This window comes from Desulfoscipio gibsoniae DSM 7213 (assembly GCF_000233715.2).
In the GTDB taxonomy this organism is placed as follows: Bacteria; Bacillota; Desulfotomaculia; order Desulfotomaculales; family Desulfallaceae; genus Sporotomaculum; species Sporotomaculum gibsoniae.
The window spans coordinates 3,423,321-3,446,589 of the sequence record NC_021184.1 but is presented as its reverse complement, the minus strand read 5'-3'; the positions used below and the strand labels follow the sequence as shown (position 1 = coordinate 3,446,589).

The following is a 23,269-nucleotide window of genomic DNA, read 5'->3' as shown; positions in this document are numbered from 1 at the left end:
AGTGAGGTGAGATTATGAAGTTCTGTTTGGTCAGTTTAATGCCTCCGAGCGATTCAGACGGTAAAGTTATCACTGAACAGGTCAACCGGATCACCCAGTGGGCTACGGTAATGAAAGGCATTCATTATAATGGCTGGGCTTTTGATGCCGGTTTTTACAATTTGCCTTATGAATACTTCAGCGAATTTGACCTGGTTATGGTGGCTGTGCGCGATGCGCTAATTGATGTGGGTATAAAAATAAAAAGACAGTCGACGGCCCGGGTTTTAGTTTTTTTTGATGGCGAAATGGAGCATTTCACCTCTCTCCAGGGGGATCTGCAGGTGAAACTGATTGAGCTTTTAAATATAGCCGATGCAGTGGGCGTTACGCACGAGTACGACATTCCCATCATACAGCCCCTGACCAACAGGCCGGTGGGACTGGTGGGCGTTCCGTTTCCCTTAAAGAGAGTCCGGGAAGAACTGTGTCCCCCCGTTGAAAAAAAGCAACAAATCCACGTGGGGTGCGGCACAGGTAAAATCTTTAACCGTAACGGCATTGTCAATATAGCGGCCTTGTCGGAAATCGGCCTGCCGGGGGTTATCGATGTATGGAGTGAAGATGATAAAGAGTATGTCTACATGATTAAAGAATATATGCAAATACCGCCGATCTATTTTAACTATACACCACGCTGGGAAGATTACATATCTCAGTTAAACTGTTCCTTTATGGGGCTGCATCTGGACTACCGGCAGATTTGGGGGAGGTTTGCCCTTGACTGTGCTGCTGTAAGAATGCCTTGTATTGCTCCGGATAACTTTTATACGCAAAAAAAACTTTTCCCGAGACTGTGCGTAGATTCCCAGGACATTGACGGGGCGGTCAAACTGGCTAAAGAGCTTTTGAAAAACAGCACTTTTTATGAAGAAGTTATGGCCTATGCCGAATCTCAGCTGGCTTTTTTTGATAACGAGGCGGCGAAAGAAAGGTTGCTCGATTTATGTGATTAAATAATTAGGTAAGGACGAGCGATAATGCGGGAAGCAAAGGGACGGTTCTTTTGCTTCCCTTTGCTTCCGCCTTTCATGAGAAAAATTTTAAGCTAATCATTATGCTAAAAAGAAAATGTTAATCAGTTTGCTTAAAAAATACGTCAGGATTGTTTTCATGATTTAATATATTACGATTATCCCCCCAGGCATGTAAGAGAGAATTACCCGGTCCGGCAATAATCTGGTTATAGTCAGCCATATAACAACTAACAACGCCCGGGTCAAAATTCGGACGATTATTTGGCACTGGAGAAAATTCATTACTTACTATCTTCTCTTCATATAAACCAGTACTAAAGGAGAAAGTTTTTATAAATACACCAAAGGTTCCATTACCCACACCGCCAACTCCATCAGGGTCATTAAAACGGTTATACTGAATATGAGCACCCTTGTTATTTACTGCTACCGATGGGAAAAAGGCATGGGGCAAGGTATTGGTAATAGTCACTTGATTCCATGTATTGCCTTTATCTTGGCTGCAGGCCAAAAAGATATCGATAAAACTACTACCACCAACAACCCTCCCTGCATTCCAGACAACATATATAGTACCATCCGGTCCTTTGGCCGCCTGGGGTAGTTCTAACATACGAATTACCCTTTGGTCTGTTACTTTAATGACTGGGCGATCTATATCACAGCTCACAACGTCCGTAGCTGCTGCTGAAAAGGTGGAACTAACCGGAACAAATGGTTGAAAACTATTCCCACCGTCAGTGGATTTTACCATGCGGATGACTCGATTAGGAATCCCCAGCTGGGTAAATGCTCCTAAGTCACCGTGCTCATAAAAGACATAAATATTACCGACCGAATCTACCACCGGAAAGGCGCCAAATGCAATGCCGTCACTCACAACGATATCTTTGCTCGAAATAAGCTCAGTAAGATTCCTTCCCGTTCTAAATTTTGCAAAGCGAATGTTAAAGTTGGCCAAGTCCGTCCATACAACATATAACGCTTCATCTCCAGGACTATTTTTATCAGGACCGACGGCAATCCATTCTTTATCCTGAATTCCTTTCCCTCGTCCAACTACCTGAGGTAGATTCATTGTTATCGTTCTGTCAGGATTGATTGTTCCAGTTGATACACTGATTATAGATTCCAAATAATCATTTATAACTTCTTTACCAATTTGCCCATAATAAAATACTCCGTTTTTATCAACCGCCAGCGAAGGGTCACCTCTGTTAACACCACCTGAATTGCGGGGCAGAGAGCCACAGTCGCACCAGGTAACACCGCCGTCACTGGAAAAAGCAAAGCCTGAAAAATTTCCGGGGTCATTCGAGTCGTTAAAACCGTAGAGAATAAAATTATCGAAATAAGCCAAACTGGTTTCGCTTTGAGTAATGCGAGGGAATGAGGTTACATCAACCTCGGGGTCGTTTACCTGCCTCTCTACTCCACAAATGCCTTGTCCTGAATTTCCATTTCCACAACCTCTTTTTCCATGAGTAGGATTTACCTTAACAGTTTCAAAAAGATCTATACTATGATCATTATTTACTGCAGCATTACTTAAATAGCTCTTTAAATATACTTTACATTGTTTATTTAGTTGATACATTAGACCCCCTCCATAGTGAGACATTATAATGTTTTTCTATATATTATGATGATTACATAGGTATTGCCAAATAAGCCGCGGTAACTCATGCTTTGCCCCCTTCTCTACCAGGGAGAAGGGGGCTCTTTATTGCCTGTAATACCAATAAAAAAGTCGCAAAGAACCCCCTTCTCGAACGGCTATGAGAAGGGGGTTTAAAAAGTTAGCCCATTAAATTACATCATTATAAAGGGTAACGTCATCAAAATCCCAAGTTACCGCCCCTAATGCACTGGTGACAGCGATAGATACCGTCGCACTGGTAACCCCGAAGGGGACGGGTTGGCTAAATGCCTCGTAATATTCGTAAACATTACTACTGGTTGGCGGATTTGCTCCTGGCGGTATTGGAATTGCTAAAAATCCCGGTAAAGGAAATATACCAAATAGCGTAAGATCCACGGTAGCGGTTACAGTAGCTGCTGGGCCAGTAAATCTTCTGGCAAAAAATGCAAGTCTCAGGTTGGAACTCGGTAATAATAACGCTGGTGCAATTTGGGTAATTCGCGCGGTCTGATTAGCTGCATCCGTATCAAGGCATACAAAGAATCCTCCGGTGTGGGGAGGAGCAATGGTAGCGTCTCGCCGCTGTGCCGATGCTGGAGGTATGGATGCGTCAACCCATGGACCACTTGGACTGACTGGTAGATCAAAAGACGGGTCAGCTAAAAGTTGAATAGCCATAAAATCACCTCATTATTTTTTAATAGTACATTCGAAAAATCCCAAAGCCTTGCAAATACAGGCTTTATTTTTTTGCCTTTTGAGGCTTCACCTCAAAAAACAATTAATTTTATGTCCCATCGTAATTATTAGGTATGGCTATTATTAAAAAGATATCTGGGTTTAAATGAATTAAATAGTGATTCACGGTCATTTTACCTGCTTGACAATTCTAAAATCGCTCCAAAATTGAATTGGAAGCTATTTCCAATATATCGGTTTGAAAGGAGTAGATTTTATGTTAGTTGTCAAGTATTCTCATGAGCAGTATCAAGATTTCGTTTGTGATTTTTTAACTCGCTATTATATTTCGACCGGCCAGCAGATTACTATCGTAACTAAAGCTTCTTTAGTTGTTAAACTTTGGGGTGCCGATCTTACCGGCATTGTTAAGCTTATTAAAAACCGGTATTCAAGGGCTAATCGGGGCATCCCACCCAAAGATGCGGTGGCCTTGCTTCGCTCGCTTATCCTTATGACTTTTACTGGTGAAACCAGCATCCCCAAGTGGGTGGATTCTTTAAGGTCTGATCCTTTTCTTGCTGTTTTATCTGGTTTTTGCCCGCCTGCTTTTCTACTGTTAAAGTTGATGATGTTCCGGCAGATCCTATCCCGGGCGTGGGTACTTTTTATAATTATATGGATAGGCTGATTCGTAAGAATCGGATCCTTTACAAATCGAAGCTGCGCAAGCTCAAGCGTAAGCCTAAAAAGAAGCAGAAGAAAAATCAGAAACTGGATTCATCCAAGCCCGGCGTAGTGGAACGCCTGGTTAATAGGGTGCTAAAATACAATAATGCCAAGCTCCCTGGTAATCTGGAATCTACTTTAAACCAGATTCTAAAAGATGTTTTTGTTATGCCATCCTTAGCCAGGGGTATCCTTGGCGACCCTAATAAATTGAATGTCGCCGCTGATGGCACTTGCATGCCTACTCATGCCTCTTACTACGGCAAAAAGGTTTGCAATTGTAAGTTAAAGCCCGGCGAACGTTGCGATTGCCTCCGCTTATTCGCTGACCCCTCTGCCTCTTGGGGTTGGGATAGTTACAATGAGCGTTACTTTTATGGCCATACTTTTCATGGCTTCACTGCTTGTGACTCTTTCTACAGCTTACCTATCCATATAAAATGTGTTTCTGGTGAACGTCATGATTCGGTAACTAGTGTTTATGAACTTAAAGAGCTTGTGGATTTGTACCCAGGGATTAATTTTAATGCTGCTGTTTACGATTCGGCTTATGACGCTAATCCATTCTATCTTCTCAATATGCATTATGGCATCAAGCCCGTTATTGATCTTAACGCTCGGGCTTCTAAGCCTGATGCAGTGAGTGATTTTATTGAATTTGATAAAAAAGGGATCCCTCACTGCAAATGTTTAGGACACCAATTACGTAACTGGGGCCTAATGTCCAAGTCCTTCAGACGAAAGTGGCTTTTCCCTGTGCAATGTAATTCCTGTGATAAGTGCCATTTATATAGCGAAAAAACGTTTTATACAAAAACAAGTGATAACCCCAGGTTCTTTACGCCTATTTTAAGGGGCTCGGATGAGTGGAAGCAGCTTTACAAAAGACGCTCTACCACCGAAAGGGCCTGGGACAGAATCAATAATGATTTTAACGCTGAATCTGCCGTTGTTTTTACCCGAGAACGTAGGATAGTTAGAGTATTTCTTGGTGCTTTCTGTTGTTATGTTGATGCATGGGCTGGCGAGAGCACCATTTCAATCACTGATATATTTCCTGTCCTTTCAAGGTTCGCTGCCTAATCTGGGTTATGCTTTAAGTTATATTCAAATTGTTTTTAGGCTTTTTTTAAATCAATTCAAAAAGGCCTATTTGGTATGCGCATTTTTATTCTCTTACTTACCCAGTTTGCTTATATTTTTCTAATCATCCTTTATATGGTATTTGGGATTTTATGTTTTTCGATTATACTCTTTTAATTTTGGTTATTACTTCGAAAAACGGTTATTCTATAAAGTTGCTTTGTATATTTTTATCCCCCCTTAAGTTTTATATTAAATAATGGCAATCGACCGTATATAACATAATATGGGGATATTGGTAAATGGTGCAGAGTATTCTTTTTATTTTTTTAAAAAATAGTGAATCCCCCTTCTCTTATTGGAGATGAGGGGGATTGGGGGTGATCCTGGAGTATTTTAGGTTATTTTCTGTTTTGCTCGGGATCAGTGGTATTGTTGTCTTTTGTCTTACAGTTTCCTTGATCTTCTTTGTCCGATATGCCGGTGCCTTTCGGCACCAGTGGTATTGTTGTCTTTTGTCTTACAGTTTCCTTGATCTTCTTTATCCGATATACCGGTGCCTTCCGGCACCAAGTTTGCCAAAGATGAGCCCGGAAACAATAGATCAAGCAAATTTGCTGGCATTGCCTGCGGCACCGGAGCTGTGTTCGGCGGAGCAAAAGGCAAGCCAGGGAACGCTGGTGGTGCCGGAGCAACGTTCGGCGGAGCAAAGGGCAAGCCAGGGAACGCCGGAGGTGCCGGAGCAACGTTTGGGGGTGCAAAGGGCAACCCGGGGAACGCTGGAGGTGCCGGAGCTGCGTTCGGCGGAGCAAAAGGTAACCCGGGGAACGCCGGAGGTGCCGGAGCTGCGTTCGGCGGAGCAAAAGGCAACCCGGGGAACGCCGGAGGTGTCGGAGCAACGTTCGGCGGTGCAAAGGGCAACCCGGGGAACGCCGGAGGTGCCGGAGCAACGTTCGGCGGAGCAAAGGGCAACCCGGGGAACGCTGGTGGTGCCGGGGCTGCGTTTGGGGGTGCGAAAGGCAACCCGGGAGATACCGGGTTTACTTGCTGCCCTGGGGGTGCCGGGACTGGCGGCGGTGCAGGCGTGGCCGTTTCGATAACCAGGGCCAGGTCGTCAATCAGCAAGCCACTACTTCCATTGGCAGGTGGTTCCAGGCGGATGATTACTTGAGCTGCTATGGAGAATAAGGGCGCTTCAGCATATCCGTCGTAATAATTCCATGTTTTCCCAATATCACGACCCCTGATAGTAATCACTATACCGGGTGGAATAGTCGTGCCCAGCGGGCTGATGAAATTAACTTCAGCCCTGATATTCGACACGTTTTCTACATCATCGCTTTTAAATCTCCTGGCGCGAAATGAAAACTTTACCGGAGTAGAAGGGGGAATAAAAAAGACTACTTGGGATATCTCCGCAATGGAGGTTGGCGTAGCAACCAGCTTTGCTGATTTTGCGCCACTGTAGGCAATGTCATTATCGGTTGAAACTGCACCCTGGCTAATGTAGCCTTCAAGTTCATTCTCAAAACCCCTATTCAGTAGAAGCTGTTTGGCCAAAATAATATCACCTCTATTTTTTTTCATTTTCTATCATATTCAGCTTAATTTATTTGGTTACAAAGTACATGGTTTTTGTTGCAATATATGGAATGTGTGATTTAGTGGTTTATATGTGGATTATTGCTTAAACAATTAAATTATTAAGCAATATCAATGAAAACGGGTAGAATTGAATCCTACCCGTTTTCACTAATTTACAGTATAGGCAAAAACACCCAGACAAAGGGAAAAATTAAGGGAAAAATAGGGATTCCAATCCGGAAAAAGAATGGTGGGAAAAATGGCATTGGGTTAAGCCTCCTCTCATTATATTATATGCCAATATATGTAGCCAATGGAATATTTGTTACTATCGCGGTGGGCATTATTAAAGCCCGAACACCTTGTTTGGTTGAAGGTGTTAGGGCTTATTAAATGTTTTTTTACTTTTCTTCTTTTTCACCAAGCACAATTTCTCTTGTTGGCCTATCGTAGTCCTGACCCTTCAGTTTTTGTTCAGGCTGCTGTGGGGCCATGTTTGTAATGGGCCAACCCGGTAATGACGTATTGGCTTGATGGGCCGGGTTTGGTATTAATGTGGGTTGTATTGATGTAGTAGTTAAGGATAAAGGTGAGATAGCTTCACCAACCAGTGCAAGATCGTCAACCAGCAGGCCACTGCTTCCTATTTGGGGCGACTCAAGACGGATCACCACCTGGGCCGCCACAGCGTCAACGGGTATTTCGGCGTACTCATCATAATAACTCCATCTTTTTTTAGAAAGATCACGGCCCCTTATACTAATAACTAAACCGGGTGGAATAATAGCTCCAGTTGCATTGATGAAATTGACCTCGGCCCTTACGTTTGATACGCATTGAACATCATTATTAAGGAATTTCCTGGCGCGAAAAGAAAATCTAATAGGGCTGCCCGGCATCATAAAAGGAACTGCTTGTGACAACTCGGCAATTTGGGTAGGATTAGCCAGTAATAAAGCTGATTTGATGCCGGAATGCGCAATATCAATGTTACTGGAGACGGTGCCCTGGATATTGAAGTTTGTAAGGCCATCTTCAAAACCTCTGTTTAATAAAAGCTGTTTAGGCATTGTATCACCTCGGATATTTTATATAAGTGGTTATTGCCTGCCACTTACTTCACATTTTAAACTATTCTGTTAAAAGCTGTTTGGTTACAAGCAGGCTGTTTTTTTTTAATTAGGAGAAGGATCTGGCCATATCATGGCTATGACTAGGGCTAGAGCCTTAAGAATTGCTTACAGACGGTTCAATGAGAAACAAAAAGGCACGTCAAAGACGTGCTCCGGTTATACACTTATTGTACTTAATAATATGCAATACAGAGTTTAATCCTCTTCCTCCTCATCATCATTGCAACCGGGTACATATACCTGTACCAGCATTTTAGTTTCGCCAATTACTTCGGTGGAAAGATCCATCTCAACGTCTAATTTGATCCGGTGATCTTCAGTAATTTCGGAGCTTACTACCACCGGGCTTTTGTCTACGGTTACCCTAACATCCAGTGAGCCCGCTGTTTGGCAATCATAGTCGTTTAATGCTAGGGATTCAGCGAATTTAACCGGGTACTTCAGTACGTCTGTTTCCTTACCGTTGTTATACGCATACCAAATATTTATTTTAAAAACCCCTCCGGCAACAACAGTAATGACATTATTATCAGCATCTTTCACCTCCGGTTCGTTAAGTAATAGTTCAGTTACGGAGCAACCTAAGATCTGGTTGGGTACTACGCTATCGGGTGTTTTGATATACTCATTGAGTTTTATTGACTTTTGTGCCTTTCCGCATACAGCCTTAGTGATAATTTCTCGAAAGGTTTCCCCGGGGAAGCCAAACTTACTATTTTTTGTTCCAGCCGATTCATTCATTTTTATCCCTCCCATGAAAACTTGATTGTGATGTTCCCACGTTTGTACTCCACATTGTACCGTCAAGATATAATATGTTTTGTTGAGGTAAGTGTGCGATAAAATCATAAGGAATTATCAATAGTTATCTGTTTTGCATATGTGGCAAAGATTTTTTGTCATAACTTTATAAGGATTTCTTTGTATTTCAATTCCTTCTTTTACACTTTCTAATTGAAAAATTCTTTCCATATTCTCCGTCTCTTTATTAGAAATGTCATCATTGTTATCTACGGGGGGATGATCAAAAACAGTTTCAAAATTACCTTCAGAATTATTTACGAGATTGTCTTCAAAGGCATCTTTAGAATTAGTTTTTACCTTCTGTAGCTCATCCAGGTTAATGGCACTTATTTCACTGTCCATTACTTTGTTTTCCCCTTTTTTTTTCCCTACCGGCAAGTTCATAGAACTTATTTTTTGACCCATCTCACTGGTTTGTTGTAAAGCATCTTCTAGATGATTTCCTGGTAAATCACTGTCCTTGGGCAGTTTTTCTTTTTGCTCCTCTTGCTTTGAGCCGGTACTATAATGATTCTTTCTTGTTCTGCCAAAAGCAGGGCGTCCCCACAAAAATGGCCACCCTCTTCTAGGATATGGACGCTTTTTAATTACATTACTTTGTTCTATACCAAGAGCTTCTTTTGATATGCCGGCTTTATTTGCGGTTTGCTGTGAATTGACCGAATTATTACTAGTATCAGTTGTAAAATTAACCGGGTTATCATTTGGTTGAGTACTATTTTGTTTAGGCTGGCTTTTAGAAGAAGTTAAGTTATTAAGCCAATGTTCAGCAGACTCGGTGGTATAAAAATTTTTAAGACCATATTGTGCTAAGTCGTTTATGTCAAAGGGCTTGGTGTTAATTTTGGCAACGTCACCGGAATTAAAAACCCGCAGGCCAAGTTTGGCAATATCATTAGCAGTAATTTTTCTTAATCCAAGTTTTTTTAATAGTGCGGGATCCATCGCTTTTAAATCATCAACGCTCTTTATAATCAAGGATAAACACCTCCTTTTAAGAAATTAGGTCAAAAATTTTATGTATTAAAATATGTAATCAATTTAAATTTTGTGCAAAAGGATCTTTTGACAAATTATGCAACAATATGCATTTAATTACCGTACATGAAAGTTGTAACTATACACAAAAATAAGGAGGCTTTTTTAGCTTAATTCCCATTTAATGCCACTATGGTGGATATTTGCTAATATAAAAATGTTTCTGTCTTAATGTAGCAAACTGAAACTGCTAATCATAGTATATTTTAACAAAAATGCAAAGGAGGTATAGAGTATGGAAACTGCTTTTAGGCTAAAGCAAATTACTGGTGCACTGGCAACGGTTGCTTGGAATGTAGGAGATGGTTTAATTATTTCCGGTCCGGCGCTAGTTACTGACGTAAGAGGTGATGCGGTTCAACTCGCAGGTATACTTTGGATTCCATATAATTCAATAGCTGCTTTTGTATAATAATATTTGTTACCTGAATTAGAAATGACGATATCGTACGTAAGGAATATAGCCGTACTCCATGTGACCCAATTAATTTACACGGCTATGCAGTTTTGTAATAAGGGGGTAGTGAAGCTTTGGCAGATGAAAAGGTTTTAAGCAATAGCCAATTTGCTGACTTTTTCCAACAGCCGGGAACAAATCCCAATATAGGAAGTGCTCCCGATTTGTCTAATTTTCTAAATCAGACGGGAATTAAGATGTCAGGCCTGGACCAATTTTTAAAATCCCTTGACGGGCAGCTCAGTTATTATGCTGAGAGATCTCCTTTTCAAAAATTAACTAAATTATTTAACGTATAAAACTATATATTAATATAATTGGATAAAGTTAACCTTATCGTTGGATCCTCAAGTTAGCTTAAATAAGTCCCGGGCAAAGCCCGGGGCTTAAAGTTTTTCAAATCCGTTTGAAATTTAAATCAAAAAGCGTTAACAAATTCAAGGCCTGCATATTAAACAGTTAATATAATACTTATTTTTTGATTATATTTTCGAGCATATTAAAGAATCCAGGTGGATCGATTATTAAATACAAAACAGCCATAATTACGGGTTGGTGAACAAGATAAATAATAAGGGTATGTTTCCCAATAACGGCAAGGGGTTGAAAAAGCTTGTTTGTTGCTTTGATTAAGCTTTTTTTTTGTTTATAGACTATTTTGCTTATTGATACTCCCCATAAAAAAACTCCGAGCCAGGGGATTAACGGAAAGTAATCTGCGGAAGAAAAGCTTGGTTCCCTAAGCCCCAGCGGCACAAGCCAATTTTGGCCTACTGATAATTGTGCAGTGAATTCACCGGTCAAAATAATAGTCGTTCCCGCTGCTGCCAGTACATAAGGAGAAATTTTTTTAAAGACCGGGTAAAGCAACAGGCAAACGCCTAAAAACTGCAGTATTCCGAATACAATGTTAGAGCCCGGCACAACTATGTAGGTTACCAGAAAAATAACGTAGCCCCAGATAATTAATTTTAGGCCCCTGAGAGTATTATTTTTACTGAAAGAACTGCTAATTCCGGCTACCAGAATAAATAATATGGCAGCTGATTTACCTATCAAGTAAAATAAACCCTTATTATAAGCGATGTTAAAGGTGAAAAACACATTTAGGTCGTAAAGAAGATGATAGAAAACCATCAAGACCAAAGCTATGCCTCTTAGTATATCGATTTCCCATAATCGCTGATTAACAGGCTTTTTCATGGTTAGTAATTCCTTCTTTTGTGGATAGGAGTCATTATCTGCACTATAACAAACAAGGTAACAAAAGGGCAAGTTAAGCTATGCTAATAAAATAGTACCATTGACCGTATTAGTTGGTGGCACTATGATAAATTTAACGTTGGAATTTAAGAAGCGGAGTTGATCAGGCTTGTTAAAGCTTTTCAAAATAATCAAGCCCTACCGTATCGTGGTAGCTTTCATTCTTGTGTTAATTTTTTTGCAATCCCTGGCGGAATTATATCTGCCTACTATCATGGCTGATATTGTAGATACAGGGATAGTGCGGGGCGATATTTCCTATATTATAAAGATGGGCGTGGTTATGCTGTTGGTGGCTGCCGGGGGTACGGTTTGCGCCTTTGTAGCTAGTTTTTCATCGGCTAAGATATCAGCTAAATTCGGCCAATTACTCCGCGGCCGGGTTTTTGCACATGTGGAAGAATTTTCGCTGCAGGAGTTTGATAATTTGGGTACGGCCTCGCTTATTAACAGAGCCACCAATGATATCACCCAGGTCCAGCAGCTGCTGACCATGATGCTGCGCATGATGGTACGGGCTCCTATGATGTGCGCGGGGGGCATCATTATGGCGGTATCCAAGGATGCCGGCCTGTCTCTGGTGATTGTCGCGGTCATTCCCATACTGGTGGCATCTGTCTACGTGGTGATGGCCAAAAGTATGCCTCTATATAAAGCCATGCAGGCCAAGCTTGATAAATTAAATCTTGTGCTGCGGGAAAACCTCACCGGAGTTCGGGTAATCCGGGCCTTTAACCGCGCTGTTTATGAGCAGGAGCGTTTTGATGCGGCCAACCTGGATCTTACCGGCACCGCCATCAAGGTCAACAAGGTGATGGCCACCATGATGCCCCTGATGATGCTGGTGCTAAATTTCTCCATTATAGGAATCATATGGTTCGGTAGTTTGCGCATTGAGCATGGCGGCATCCAAGTAGGTGATTTAATGGCCTTTATTCAGTATGCTATGCAGATATTGTTCGCGCTGATGATGTTCTCGATGATGATAGTGATGATCCCCCGTGCATCGGTATCCGCTGCCCGGATTAACGAGGTGCTGGACACGGCCCCTGTTATTAGGGACACTGCCGGGGCAGGGAAGGCCGGTATCCCTGACTGCGTTACGCAATTTGAGCAAAGGGAAGACACTTCACACCAAAGTATGGGTACATCTCCCCCAACAGGGAATGTCACCGATGGCATATCCTCCAAACGGGAGATGGCCCTACTTGAGACTATAGGGTCTTCCGGGGTCTGTATCAAGTTTATTAATGTCACCTTTAGTTACCCGGGGGCGGAAAAGCCGGCATTGGCCAACATATCCTTTACCGCTGAACCCGGTGAAGTTACGGCCATCATCGGCGGCACCGGATCTGGCAAATCCACACTGGTTAACCTGATTCCCCGTTTTTATGATGTGGACAGTGGCGGCGTTCTGGTTGACGGCGTGGATGTGCGCCAGTGGTTACAGTCTGATTTGCGGGCTAAAATCGGTCTGGTGCCCCAGAAGGCTATGCTATTTTCCGGCACCGTAGCGGATAATATTCGCTATGGAAAGGAGGATGCCACTGACCAGGAGATTTGGCGAGCAGCCCGGGTGGCCCAGGCCGCTTCATTTATCGCCGATCTGAAGGACGGCTTTGACACCGTTATTGCTCAGGGGGGTACCAATGTTTCGGGAGGCCAGAAACAGCGTTTGACCATTGCCCGGGCTTTGGTACGCAGGCCCATGATTTATCTCTTTGACGACAGTTTTTCGGCGCTGGACTTTAAAACCGATGCCGAGCTGCGGGCGGCTCTTAGAAAGGAAACCGCCGGTGCCACGGTGCTGATGGTTACCCAGCGGGTCAGCACGGTACTGAACGCAGATAAAATTATTGTACTGGATAAAGGGCGCATAGCAGGTCTGGGCAAACACCGGCAGCTTATGGAAACCTGTGAGGTATACCGTGAAATTGTGTCCTCGCAGTTGGCGGGGGGGGAACTGGCATGAACGGAGGTCGTGTCGGGCGCAGGTTTAACGGTAAGCACGGCGGGGGTCCCGGAACCGGGCCACCCATGGTAAGGCCGGTAGAGAAAGCAAAGGACTTCAAGGGAACTTTGATCAGGCTGCTGGGTTATTTAAAGCCTCGCAGGTATCAACTGCTGGCCGTATTTGGCACGGCTGTGCTGGGTACTTTATTCAATATTGTGAGCCCCAAGCTTATAGGTGCGGCCATTACCAGGTTATTCGATGATGTGATGAGCCTAATCCAAGGTGTGCCGGGGGCTGGAATTGATTTTAAATATATACTGCATATTTTATTGGTCTTGGGCGGATTGTACATCTTCAGTGCGTTGTTCAGCTATCTCCAGAATTATATAATGTCCTCAGTTGCCCAGCTGACCGTTTATGACCTGCGCAAAGAAGTTAACCATAAACTTGCCAGGTTACCCCTTAGGTTTTATGACGCACACACCCACGGGGAAATTCTGAGCCGGGTGGTCAATGATATAGATAATATCAGCAGTACTTTGCAGCAGAGTATTATCCAGTTAGTTACCTCCTTGGTTACACTGGTGGGCGTGATTGTGATGATGCTGACCATTAGCCCGCTGATGACTTTTCTGCTGGTGCTGATTTTGCCCCTTAGTTTTATCGTCACCAGGGCTATTGCCTCTCGCTCGCAAAAGTTTTTTGTGGGACAGCAGAAGGCTTTGGGTGAGTTAAACGGTCACGTGGAGGAAATGTATACCGGCCATTTAGTAGTAAAAGCATTTGGTTACGAGGATAAGTCCATCGCCCGGTTTGAGGAAATTAACGCAAAGCTATACCACTCAGGCTGGCGGGCGCTGTTTATATCAGGGATTATTATGCCGCTGATGAATTTCATTAACAACATTGGGTATGTCATGGTATGCGTGGTGGGCGGGGTACTGGTGACCAGGCAGGCCATAAAAATTGGGGATGTGCAGGCATTCATCCAATATGCCAGGCAGTTTTCTCACCCCATAACCCAGGCGGCTAATATGGCCAATATCATCCAATCTACCATTGCCTCTGCCGAGCGAGTATTTGAATTGCTGGATGAACCGGAACAAGTGCCGGAACCCCACGATGCCGGGGTCATCATCTCCCCCAAGGGCGAGGTTAAGTTTAGCGGTGTCAGTTTTAGCTATCAACAAGATGTTCCATTAATAGAAAACTTGGATATTGACGTGCGGTCAGGTCAGACCGTTGCCATAGTGGGACCTACAGGTGCGGGTAAAACCACCCTGGTCAATCTGCTGATGCGTTTCTATGAATTGGACGACGGGCAAATAACCATTGACGGTATCAATATTGCGCGGCTCAAGCGCGGCAATTTGCGCAGCCTGTTCGGCATGGTGCTGCAGGATACCTGGCTGTTTAACGGTACTATCAGGGATAATATAGCCTACGGTCGTGAAGGGGTTACCGAAGCAGAAGTGATCCAGGCCGCCAGGGCCGCCGGGGCCGACCACTTTATTCGGACGCTGCCCGATGGTTACGACACGCTGTTAAACGAAGAGGCATCCAATATATCCCAAGGGCAAAAGCAGCTTTTAAGCATAGCCCGGGCCATTCTGGCCGATCCGGCCATCCTGATTCTTGATGAAGCCACCAGCAGCGTTGACACCAGAACCGAAATAAAAATTCAGAAGGCTATGAATGAACTACGGCGGGGAAGGACCAGTTTCGTGATCGCCCACCGCCTTTCCACCATCCGGGATGCAGATTTAATTCTGGTAATGGATAAAGGCCGTGTGGTAGAGAAAGGTCGCCATGAAGAGCTGCTGGCACGGGACGGCTTCTATGCCGACCTCTATTACAGCCAGTTTGCAGAGGAAGCATAGGGACGGTTCCCTTTCTTCCTCCGTGCTTTCTACCTCCAAAGGGTTACTTAACCACAAAGTATTATAGCATAACTATTATATATACGATGTGCCTATACCAAATCAAATTTTAATAAATACTTAAACAGTATGTAATTGATGTAGTTTATATTGAGAGCACGGAATGAAAACCGTCTTTACGGATGTTTTTTACGAGAAAATCATGTTCTTCACCTTGGTAGGGCTAAGGACAAGATAGCTGGAACATGCTAATAATAACAATTTTTTAAGTAAATTTATTTAAAATAGGATTGACAAGATACAGCTTACTAATTTATAATACGTATAAATTAGTAAGTGATTTAAGCACTCTAAAAAAGGAGGTTAGATGCTTTTTGAGTCCATTACAAATAAAGCCTGGTATTTACTGGGTAGGAGGAATTGACTGGAATCTACGCTATTTTCACGGCTATGTAACCCCCCGGGGCACTACCTACAATGCCTACCTGATCATAGACGATAAAATTACACTGGTAGATACCGTTAAACACTATCTATTTGATGAAATGCTGGACAGGATTAAAGAAATTATTGACCCTGCCCGCATTGACTACGTGATTTCCAATCACGTGGAGTTGGACCACTCCGGCGGACTACCCCGGATAATGGAGGTTGCCCCAAACGCCAGGTTAGTGACCTCACCTCAAGGCAAAAAAGGGCTACAGCGGTATTACAAACGTGACAACTGGAGCTTTATGGTTGTCAAGTCAGGCGAGGAATTAAACATCGGTGCCCGCACATTAAAATTTGTTCATGTGCCTATGGTGCATTGGCCTGATTCTATGGTTACGTATATCCCGGAGGAAAAATTATTGCTGCCCAACGATGCCTTTGGCCAGCATATCGCCAGCGCTGAACGTTTTGATGATGAGATAGGCTGGGACATTGTACATGAAGAAGCGTCTACATATTACGCCAACATTGTACTTCCATATGGCGATAATGTGCTAAAAGCTCTTGATGTGGTTGGCCAACTGGAAATCGACACTATCGCCCCCAGCCACGGAATCATCTGGCGTTCTTATATAGACAAAATATTGCCTGTATATCGCCGCTGGGCCAGTAATGAAACTAAGCCACAGGCACTGATTGTTTATGACACCATGTGGGATTCCACCAAAAAGATTGCCATAGCTCTGCGGTCCGGACTGGAGGAAGCGGGCGTGCCGGTTACGGTAAGATTTTTACAAACCAGTCATATATCTGAAATCATGACTGATTTACTAGTATCCAAGGCCATATTAATCGGCTCGCCCACTTTAAACAACGGCATGCTGCCCACAGTCAGCGCATTTCTCACCTACATCAAAGGATTACGGCCCCAAAAACGACTAGGTTTTGCCTTTGGTTCTTACGGATGGGGGGGGCAAGGCGCCCGGGAAGTAGCAGCGGCTATGCAGGAAATGGGCATGGAAATGCCCCTTGACACCATTAATATAAAATACCTACCCGACGATCAAGAACTGGAATCAGTCAAAGATGCGGGTAGAAAGCTGGGCGAATTAATTACGAATATAGAATAATTCTTTTAATAACCTTACAGCTAAATAATTGCCACCTGTTGAAAAGATCTACCAGTAAAAATAGGGATTCCATTTAGTAAAAATTAATCTAAGACTTAATTAATAGTTAAAATAAAAGGAGGTTTTTTTAATGGCCGAAGTAAGACAAATTTATAAGTGTGAAGTTTGTGGTAATATTGTGGAAGTTTTGCATGCAGGCAAAGGACAGCTGGTCTGCTGTAACAAACCAATGGTCTTGCTGGCGGAAAACACTGTGGACGCCGCCAGGGAAAAACACGTGCCCGTGGTGGAAAAAGCTGATGGCAAAGTAACGATCAAGGTGGGGAGCGTAGCCCATCCTATGGAAGAAAAACATTATATTGAATGGATAGAAGTAATTACGGAAGACCAAACATACAGGCAGTTTTTAAAACCCGGAGACAAGCCCGAGGCGGTATTCAATATCAGCGCCGACAACATTACAGCCCGGGCCTACTGTAACCTGCACGGCAACTGGAAGGCTTAATTAATAAACAAATATCGGTGTGAAAAGGGGATTAGTTAATATGGACAAGTGGGTATGCGAACTGTGTGGTTATGTTTATGACCCATCCAAAGGCACCGATGAAGTGGCTCCCGGCACTTCCTTCGAAGAACTCTCCGATGACTGGGTATGTCCGGAATGCCTGGCGGAAAAAGATCGTTTTGTTATTGAATATCAAGCCCACCAAGCTATGAGAAATAACCCCAGGCGTTAAATAGTCAGCTTGCAGGTCCAATGGTTAAATATAATATTAAAAACGGAGTGATTATTTTGCAAATTAAAGGAACACGTACTGAAAAAAACCTCCTCACCGCTTTTGCGGGGGAATCCCAGGCTAGAAACCGCTATAACTATTTTGCTAGCGTAGCTAAAAAAGAGGGTTACGAACAAATCGCGGCTATATACGTAGAGACTGCAGATCATGAAAAAGAGCACGCCAAAAGGCTGTTTAAGTTTTTACAAGGCGGGGATCTTGAAATTAGCGCTTGCTTTCCCGCAGGGAAAATCGGCACCACAATAGAAAATTTGCAGGCCTCCGCAGCCGGGGAGAATCACGAGCATACCGAAATGTATCCTGAGTTTGCCAAAATTGCGGAAGAAGAAGGCTTCGGGGAAATTGCCGCTGTATTCAGAGCCATTGCGGTAGCAGAAGCAGGTCATGAAAAACGCTTCCAAGCTCTTTTAGAAAATATTCAGCAAAACAAGGTATTTAAGCGGTCGGAAAAAGTAACCTGGAAATGCCGCAATTGCGGGTATCTGCATGAGGGTACGGAAGCTCCTGAAAATTGCCCGGCCTGCGCCCACCCTAAAAGTTATTATGAGCTGTGGTGCCCCAATTATTAATCATAAACCCACGGCCTGGTATAAAAAACCATAAACCGGTAATAATTTTTTAGTAACGCATGTAAGATCTGCTTTTTAAGGAGGTGTAATATATTGGATTTAAAAGCTCTGCATAAGATCAGTTACGGTCTATATATCATCACTAGCAAAAAAGGGGACCAAATTAACGGGCAAATAGCTAATACTGTTTTTCAAATTTCCAGCGAACCGGCTACCGTGGCGGTGAGCATTAATAAACAAAACTTAACCAACGAATTTATCAGAGAAAGCAAAGTTTTCGGAATTTCTATATTGGCCCAGGAAGCCCCTCTGTCATTGGTAGGACAATTTGGTTTTAAATCAGGAAGAGATGTTGATAAGTTCAAAGATATTAAATATAAAACAGGTACCAGTGGAGTGCCATGCATTTTGGATCATGTGCTGGCTTACCTGGAGGCCGAAGTTATAAACGAAGTAGATGTAGGAACGCATCATATCTTCATCGGCCGGATAACCAACGCCGAGGTACTTATAGAAGGTATTCCCATGACTTACGCCTATTACCACCAGGTAAAAAGAGGTTCTGTACCCCGGAGCACCCCTGCTTATGTCCCAAAACAGGCAGAAGGGAAGGAAAAAATGAATAATTACGTATGCGATGTTTGCGGATATGTTTACGACCCGGCTCAAGGTGATCCGGAAAATGGCATTGCCCCGGGAACTCCATTTGACAAACTTCCGGAGGACTGGGTCTGCCCCGTGTGCGGCGTCGGTAAGGATGAATTCTCACCGGAGAACTAGGTTAGCATGAAAACTAGTTGCCTGGCTCTGGCCTGCAGCCCTCGCAAAAATGGAAATACCGCCATACTAGCCAGACATGCTCTGGATGCCTGTGCAACTGCAGGCTGCAAAACTGAATATTTATATCTGGCAGGGTTTAATTATAAACCCTGCCAGGCTTGTGGCGGTTGCAATACAACAGGCCGCTGCGTCATTAAAGATGACGCCGCAGTTATTTATGAAAAAATACTGACCGTCGACCGGCTCATTATTGCAGCCCCCATTTTTTCAATGGGCATTTGTGCCCAGGCTAAAATGCTTATTGACCGGGCCCAGCAGTTCTGGGCCACTAAATATTTGTTAAAACAAAAAGTGATCACCGATGCCAACAGGCAGCCCCGCAGGGGCATTTTTATCAGTTGCGCGGGAACCACTTTACCCGGGGTTTTTGATGGTGCGCAGCGGGTAGCTAATTATTTTTTCAAGATGCTGGAAATTGAATTAATGGCTTCTCTCTGCTTTGACGGGGTAGATAAAAAAGGCGATATTTTGAAACACGGGACTGCATTGGCCAAGGCTGCCGAATACGGTAGAAAACTATACGAACAGCCTTAAAGTGATTTAAATTAGTCGTTAGGAAAAAGAATAACAAGCGCATCAAAGAGGGCCGGCAGGCCCTCTTTGGGTAGTATTTAAAGTTATCTGATTTTACATCTGTTATTACATACTCAAGTATTTGTACACATTAAATACAAAACATATTTAATATCCTATATCTACAGCATTTACGCGGGGCATGGTTTTGGCCAGTTTGCAATGTTAAGCATCTCCGCCTATAAAGGTGGGAGTCCTGAGCGAGTTATGATAGACTATTTGTTTAAGTCATAATAGCACCTTTTGGGTGAGGCAATTTTACCTTCTTTTTTTAAGGCCTTGATAGCCTTATCAACTTCTTTTTTATCAACACCCGCAATCTCTGCTATTTCTCCTGCTTTTAGAGGTTCCTTTGAATCTTCCAAAGTTTTCAATACCGTTTCATTTATATTCATTTTCAACACTCCCGATTAATTTTTATAATCATTTTACACAATTATGCCTTAAATACAATACTCAGTGCTCACCTAGCGTTGGTTTTCTAATTATAATATACCCCATATTATCTCCTGTGAACTACCCCTCCCTTCGCTCCGCTCAGGAAGGGGCTTCCATGAGCAAAACAAAGTTACGGAGTTTCCTGGTTCATAGTAGGTCCTTACGCGACCAGAAGTTGCCGCCCCAAAGCTCTTTTTTATTTTCGGGATCGGAATATCAGCCTGGCTGAAGTGGACTTTAAGGAGTTGATGAACTTGGAAAGCTGAACTTCCGGTTTTGATGCAAAGATAATGTGGATGTGATCCCTATCAGTTTCTTGCTCAATTATCTGTACACCAAACTTGCCGGCTATGTCTTGGTTTACCTTCTTTAGATACTCTGATATTTCCGGCGTGAGAACTTTGCGCCGGTATTTGACGCAGCAGACGTAATAGAAACGAAGGGAATATACTGGATGACAGCCTCTATCAAGTTGGTATTTCATGGCTATATTGTAACAACAGAACCAAAATAAGACAAGGGTTCCTGGAAAAACAAGGCCCGCCTCTCATCCCCGCCCTTCGCCCTCGCTTCGCGAGCAAGGAAGGCTCAGGACGGGGACTTCCCGGCGGGAAAGTTAAAAAAAGCCGCTGGCAATGGGCCAGGGCGTTAAGATTTGCTTAGGAGGTAAATTATATAATTATTTAATAATTGTTACCGGTTTATTTGATTTGCTCAGAACTTTCTGGCTTACGCTTCCCAGTACCATGCTTTTTAATGCACCCATGCCCCGGTGACCTATGATAATGTTATCCATATTATGCTCTTGGGCATATTTAATGATGGTATCGGCTGGCTCTCCTTCAACTAGTGCTGCATCTACTGTTAATCCTGCATCGACAAAAGCATGTCTTGCTTTTTCCAGAGCCATGCCGGCACGTGTTTCGGTAAACGGTGGAATTGCGCTAAGGATGGTAACCTGGGTGTTAGGGTTCTCTTTGGCCAGAAAGACGGCGTAAATAACAGCTCGCATGGCATTGTCTGAACCATCTACGGGCACTAAAACATTCATTATACAATCCCCTTTCTTGAATAGGTAGATGAACTTCCCTTCCCCTCATGCTTCCTTAGCCATTGGTATTTTTATCTTGTACTAATTATAATAGATTGATACTAATTTCACAAGGATGAAAATAAAAAATTTATAAAAATTACAACTTTGGGTATTGACGAATAGGTATATATTCATTAACATAAGGTCAAGGAAGGTCAAAGTTAAGATTAAACAATGCGCAAACACCCGGCACAATTTTTTAAGGAGGTTTTAGAGATGGCAAAAACTGTGGGTATTGATCTTGGTACCACTAACTCGGTGGTGGCGGTGATGGAGGGCGGCAAGCCCACGGTCATCGTAAATGCGGAAGGCTCTCGCACTACTCCATCAGTGGTGGCTTTCAAAGAAGACGGGGAAAGGCTGGTAGGTCAGGTTGCCCGGCGACAGTCGGTATTGAATCCGGAAAATACGCTATATTCTGTGAAGCGGTTTATCGGCCGGCGGTATTCTGAAGTAGCTGAGGAACGCGAGCTGGTACCATATAAGGTTGTAGCGGGTCCTAACGATGTTGTGCGGTTTGAAATTAGGGGCAAGCAATATGCACCAGAGGAAATTTCCGCTATGGTGCTGCGCAAGCTGGTAGATGATGCATCCAAATACCTGGGGGAAACTGTAACTGATGCGGTAATTACTGTGCCCGCATATTTTAACGATGCCCAGCGGCAGGCCACTAAAAACGCAGGCAAAATAGCAGGGCTTAATGTGCTGCGCATTATCAACGAGCCAACGGCGGCGGCACTGTCTTATGGAATGGATAAAAAGGTGAACCAGACCATACTGGTATTCGACCTGGGCGGAGGTACTTTTGATGTCTCCATATTGGAAGTTGGCGATGGAGTTTTTGAGGTAAAGTCAACCAACGGGGACACTCACCTGGGCGGCGACGATTTCGATAAAGCCGTCGTGGATTGGCTGGCTGGGGAATTTAAAAAGGATTACGGCATTGACCTGCGTAATGACAAGCAGTCTCTGCAGCGGTTGACCGAAGCGGCGGAAAAGGCCAAAATGGAGCTTTCCAGCACTATGGAAACCCAGATCAGCCTGCCTTTTATTACTGCTGATGCCACCGGTCCCAAACACCTGGAAACCAAGCTGACGCGGGCCAAATTTGAAGATTTGACCCATCATTTGGTAGAGCGCTGCCGGGGCCCGGTGATGGCGGCTTTAGCGGACGCCAAGCTTACGGCCCGAGATATTAACGATGTCATTCTGGTGGGCGGTTCCACCAGAATACTTGCAGTGCAAAACCTGGTGCGGGAATTGACCGGTGGTAAACAGCCTAACCAGGGTGTTAACCCGGATGAAGTAGTGGCCGTTGGAGCCGCAGTTCAAGGCGGTGTACTGGCCGGGGAAGTAAAAGACGTGCTGTTGCTGGACGTTACCCCGCTGTCTCTGGGTGTGGAAACTCTGGGTGGTGTAATGGCTAAAATTATCGAACGCAATACCACTATTCCGGTGCGGCGTGGCCAGGTGTTTACTACGGCAGAGGATAACCAGCCTGCTGTGGACATTCACGTGCTGCAGGGCGAGCGGGAAATGGCCCGGGACAACCGCTCCCTGGGACAGTTTAAGCTTGAAGGCATTCGCCACGCGCCCCGGGGCGTACCACAAGTAGAGGTCACTTTTGATATCGATGCCAACGGTATTCTCAAGGTGAGTGCTCGGGATAAGGAAACTGGCAAGGAGCAGACCATTACCATCACGGGATCCACCAGCCTGGATCAGGCGGAAATAGATCGCATGGTGCGGGAGGGCGAAATGCATGCTGCGGAGGATAAAAAACGCCGTGAAGAAGCAGAAGTGCGCAATGAAGCTGACTCCTTGATCTATCAAGTGGATCGTCAGCTAAAGGATCTGGGTGATAAGGTTCCGGTAAGCGATAAGTCTCGCATTGAACAAATGCAAAATGATTTAAAGTCTGCCCTTAAAGAAAACGCGCCCGTTGATCGCATTCGTTCTCTTACCGAGGAGTTAAAACAGGCGGTTTACAGCCTGTCCCAGGTAGCTTACCAGCAAGCCGGTCCAGGCGATGGTGCCGGTAACAGTAATTACGGAAACGCTGCTAACAGAGGTGACGATGACGTGTTGGATGCAGATTACGAGGAAAGACCAAACGGATAAAATAAAACAACAACA

Annotated in this window: 24 protein-coding genes and 1 pseudogene; 16 read left to right on the top strand and 9 right to left on the bottom strand. The window is 43.8% G+C overall.

Annotated features, from left to right (window positions below; genetic code table 11):
• The first annotated feature begins 14 nt into the window (after positions 1–14).
• The gene (locus tag DESGI_RS16245; protein ID WP_006524571.1) at positions 15–995 is read left to right on the top strand and encodes a hypothetical protein; all 981 of its coding nucleotides are present in this window, start codon (positions 15–17) and stop codon (positions 993–995) included.
• Positions 996–1,113: 118 nt separating this feature from the next.
• On the opposite strand, the gene DESGI_RS16240 is transcribed toward DESGI_RS16245, so the two are convergent.
• Together DESGI_RS16240 and DESGI_RS16235 are read right to left on the bottom strand one after the other, a co-directional pair.
• Positions 1,114–2,613 carry a hypothetical protein gene (locus DESGI_RS16240; protein WP_006524570.1) on the bottom strand — a complete coding sequence of 500 codons (1,500 nt, stop codon included), beginning with the start codon at positions 2,611–2,613 and terminating at the stop codon, positions 1,114–1,116.
• A gap of 210 nt (positions 2,614–2,823) precedes the next feature.
• Positions 2,824–3,336, bottom strand: coding sequence for a hypothetical protein (locus DESGI_RS16235; protein WP_006524569.1), 513 nt, complete (start codon positions 3,334–3,336; stop codon positions 2,824–2,826).
• A gap of 277 nt (positions 3,337–3,613) precedes the next feature.
• On the opposite strand from DESGI_RS16235, the gene DESGI_RS25795 reads away from it, so the two are divergent.
• The 4 genes from DESGI_RS25795 to DESGI_RS16215 all read left to right on the top strand — a co-directional run bounded on the left by DESGI_RS25795 (position 3,614) and on the right by DESGI_RS16215 (position 6,616).
• Positions 3,614–4,027, top strand: coding sequence for a hypothetical protein (locus DESGI_RS25795; protein WP_015617993.1), 414 nt, complete (start codon positions 3,614–3,616; stop codon positions 4,025–4,027).
• On the top strand, positions 4,015–5,148 hold the full coding sequence (locus DESGI_RS16225; protein ID WP_015617992.1) for a hypothetical protein: 1,134 nt from the start codon (positions 4,015–4,017) through the stop codon (positions 5,146–5,148). The genes DESGI_RS25795 and DESGI_RS16225 overlap by 13 nt, the downstream gene beginning before the upstream one ends.
• A gap of 380 nt (positions 5,149–5,528) precedes the next feature.
• Positions 5,529–6,248 carry a methyl-accepting chemotaxis protein gene (locus tag DESGI_RS26185; RefSeq protein WP_006523418.1) on the top strand — a complete coding sequence of 240 codons (720 nt, stop codon included), beginning with the start codon at positions 5,529–5,531 and terminating at the stop codon, positions 6,246–6,248.
• A gap of 176 nt (positions 6,249–6,424) precedes the next feature.
• Complete coding sequence (locus DESGI_RS16215; RefSeq protein ID WP_041284945.1) at positions 6,425–6,616, top strand: hypothetical protein; 192 nt, start codon at positions 6,425–6,427, stop codon at positions 6,614–6,616.
• 517 nt (positions 6,617–7,133) lie between these two features.
• On the opposite strand, the gene DESGI_RS16205 is transcribed toward DESGI_RS16215, so the two are convergent.
• The 3 genes from DESGI_RS16205 to DESGI_RS16195 all read right to left on the bottom strand — a co-directional run bounded on the left by DESGI_RS16205 (position 7,134) and on the right by DESGI_RS16195 (position 9,647).
• Positions 7,134–7,802: a nucleoside phosphorylase-I family protein gene (locus DESGI_RS16205; RefSeq protein ID WP_006523417.1), complete on the bottom strand. Its 669-nt coding sequence runs from the start codon at positions 7,800–7,802 to the stop codon at positions 7,134–7,136.
• Between the two features lie 258 nt (positions 7,803–8,060).
• Positions 8,061–8,606 carry an outer spore coat protein CotE gene (gene cotE, locus DESGI_RS16200; RefSeq protein ID WP_006523416.1) on the bottom strand — a complete coding sequence of 182 codons (546 nt, stop codon included), beginning with the start codon at positions 8,604–8,606 and terminating at the stop codon, positions 8,061–8,063.
• Between the two features lie 117 nt (positions 8,607–8,723).
• A complete protein-coding gene (locus DESGI_RS16195) occupies positions 8,724–9,647 on the bottom strand; it encodes a hypothetical protein (RefSeq protein WP_006523415.1) in 924 nt (307 codons plus the stop codon).
• A 295-nt stretch (positions 9,648–9,942) separates the two neighbouring features.
• On the opposite strand from DESGI_RS16195, the gene DESGI_RS24740 reads away from it, so the two are divergent.
• Both DESGI_RS24740 and DESGI_RS16190 read left to right on the top strand, forming a co-directional pair.
• Positions 9,943–10,119 carry a hypothetical protein gene (locus DESGI_RS24740; protein WP_006523414.1) on the top strand — a complete coding sequence of 59 codons (177 nt, stop codon included), beginning with the start codon at positions 9,943–9,945 and terminating at the stop codon, positions 10,117–10,119.
• A 119-nt stretch (positions 10,120–10,238) separates the two neighbouring features.
• A complete protein-coding gene (locus DESGI_RS16190) occupies positions 10,239–10,463 on the top strand; it encodes a hypothetical protein (RefSeq protein WP_006523413.1) in 225 nt (74 codons plus the stop codon).
• Positions 10,464–10,635: 172 nt separating this feature from the next.
• Here the strand turns inward: DESGI_RS16190 and DESGI_RS16185 are convergent, their stop codons facing one another.
• Positions 10,636–11,367: a heparan-alpha-glucosaminide N-acetyltransferase gene (locus tag DESGI_RS16185; protein WP_006523412.1), complete on the bottom strand. Its 732-nt coding sequence runs from the start codon at positions 11,365–11,367 to the stop codon at positions 10,636–10,638.
• Between the two features lie 169 nt (positions 11,368–11,536).
• On the opposite strand from DESGI_RS16185, the gene DESGI_RS25785 reads away from it, so the two are divergent.
• The 8 genes from DESGI_RS25785 to DESGI_RS16145 all read left to right on the top strand — a co-directional run bounded on the left by DESGI_RS25785 (position 11,537) and on the right by DESGI_RS16145 (position 19,563).
• Complete coding sequence (locus tag DESGI_RS25785) at positions 11,537–13,399, top strand: ABC transporter ATP-binding protein (protein WP_006523411.1); 1,863 nt, start codon at positions 11,537–11,539, stop codon at positions 13,397–13,399.
• Positions 13,396–15,261 (top strand): ABC transporter ATP-binding protein, encoded by a 1,866-nt coding sequence (locus DESGI_RS16175; RefSeq protein ID WP_006523410.1) that lies wholly within the window; start codon positions 13,396–13,398, stop codon positions 15,259–15,261. The genes DESGI_RS25785 and DESGI_RS16175 overlap by 4 nt, the downstream gene beginning before the upstream one ends.
• Positions 15,262–15,635: 374 nt before the next feature.
• Positions 15,636–16,823 carry an FprA family A-type flavoprotein gene (locus DESGI_RS16170; RefSeq protein ID WP_006523409.1) on the top strand — a complete coding sequence of 396 codons (1,188 nt, stop codon included), beginning with the start codon at positions 15,636–15,638 and terminating at the stop codon, positions 16,821–16,823.
• Between the two features lie 130 nt (positions 16,824–16,953).
• Positions 16,954–17,328, top strand: a complete 375-nt coding sequence (locus DESGI_RS16165; protein WP_006523408.1) for a desulfoferrodoxin — start codon at positions 16,954–16,956, stop codon at positions 17,326–17,328.
• A gap of 40 nt (positions 17,329–17,368) precedes the next feature.
• The gene (locus DESGI_RS23255; RefSeq protein ID WP_006523407.1) at positions 17,369–17,560 is read left to right on the top strand and encodes a rubredoxin; all 192 of its coding nucleotides are present in this window, start codon (positions 17,369–17,371) and stop codon (positions 17,558–17,560) included.
• A gap of 56 nt (positions 17,561–17,616) precedes the next feature.
• Positions 17,617–18,189, top strand: coding sequence for a rubrerythrin (gene rbr, locus DESGI_RS16155; RefSeq protein WP_006523406.1), 573 nt, complete (start codon positions 17,617–17,619; stop codon positions 18,187–18,189).
• Positions 18,190–18,282: 93 nt separating this feature from the next.
• Entirely contained in the window at positions 18,283–18,969 is a 687-nt protein-coding gene (gene rd / locus DESGI_RS16150) for a rubredoxin (RefSeq protein WP_006523405.1), read from the top strand.
• A gap of 6 nt (positions 18,970–18,975) precedes the next feature.
• Entirely contained in the window at positions 18,976–19,563 is a 588-nt protein-coding gene (locus DESGI_RS16145) for a flavodoxin family protein (protein ID WP_006523404.1), read from the top strand.
• A gap of 254 nt (positions 19,564–19,817) precedes the next feature.
• Here the strand turns inward: DESGI_RS16145 and DESGI_RS16140 are convergent, their stop codons facing one another.
• The 3 genes and pseudogenes from DESGI_RS16140 to DESGI_RS16135 all read right to left on the bottom strand — a co-directional run bounded on the left by DESGI_RS16140 (position 19,818) and on the right by DESGI_RS16135 (position 21,091).
• Positions 19,818–19,997, bottom strand: a complete 180-nt coding sequence (locus DESGI_RS16140) for an HTH domain-containing protein (protein WP_006523403.1) — start codon at positions 19,995–19,997, stop codon at positions 19,818–19,820.
• Positions 19,998–20,187: 190 nt separating this feature from the next.
• Positions 20,188–20,511, bottom strand: a pseudogene (tnpA, locus tag DESGI_RS23975) (IS200/IS605 family transposase).
• Positions 20,512–20,719: 208 nt separating this feature from the next.
• On the bottom strand, positions 20,720–21,091 hold the full coding sequence (locus DESGI_RS16135) for a universal stress protein (protein WP_006523402.1): 372 nt from the start codon (positions 21,089–21,091) through the stop codon (positions 20,720–20,722).
• Positions 21,092–21,349: 258 nt separating this feature from the next.
• Between DESGI_RS16135 and dnaK the strand changes: the two genes are divergently transcribed.
• Positions 21,350–23,254 (top strand): molecular chaperone DnaK, encoded by a 1,905-nt coding sequence (dnaK, locus tag DESGI_RS16130; RefSeq protein WP_006523401.1) that lies wholly within the window; start codon positions 21,350–21,352, stop codon positions 23,252–23,254.
• The last annotated feature ends 15 nt before the right edge of the window (positions 23,255–23,269 follow it).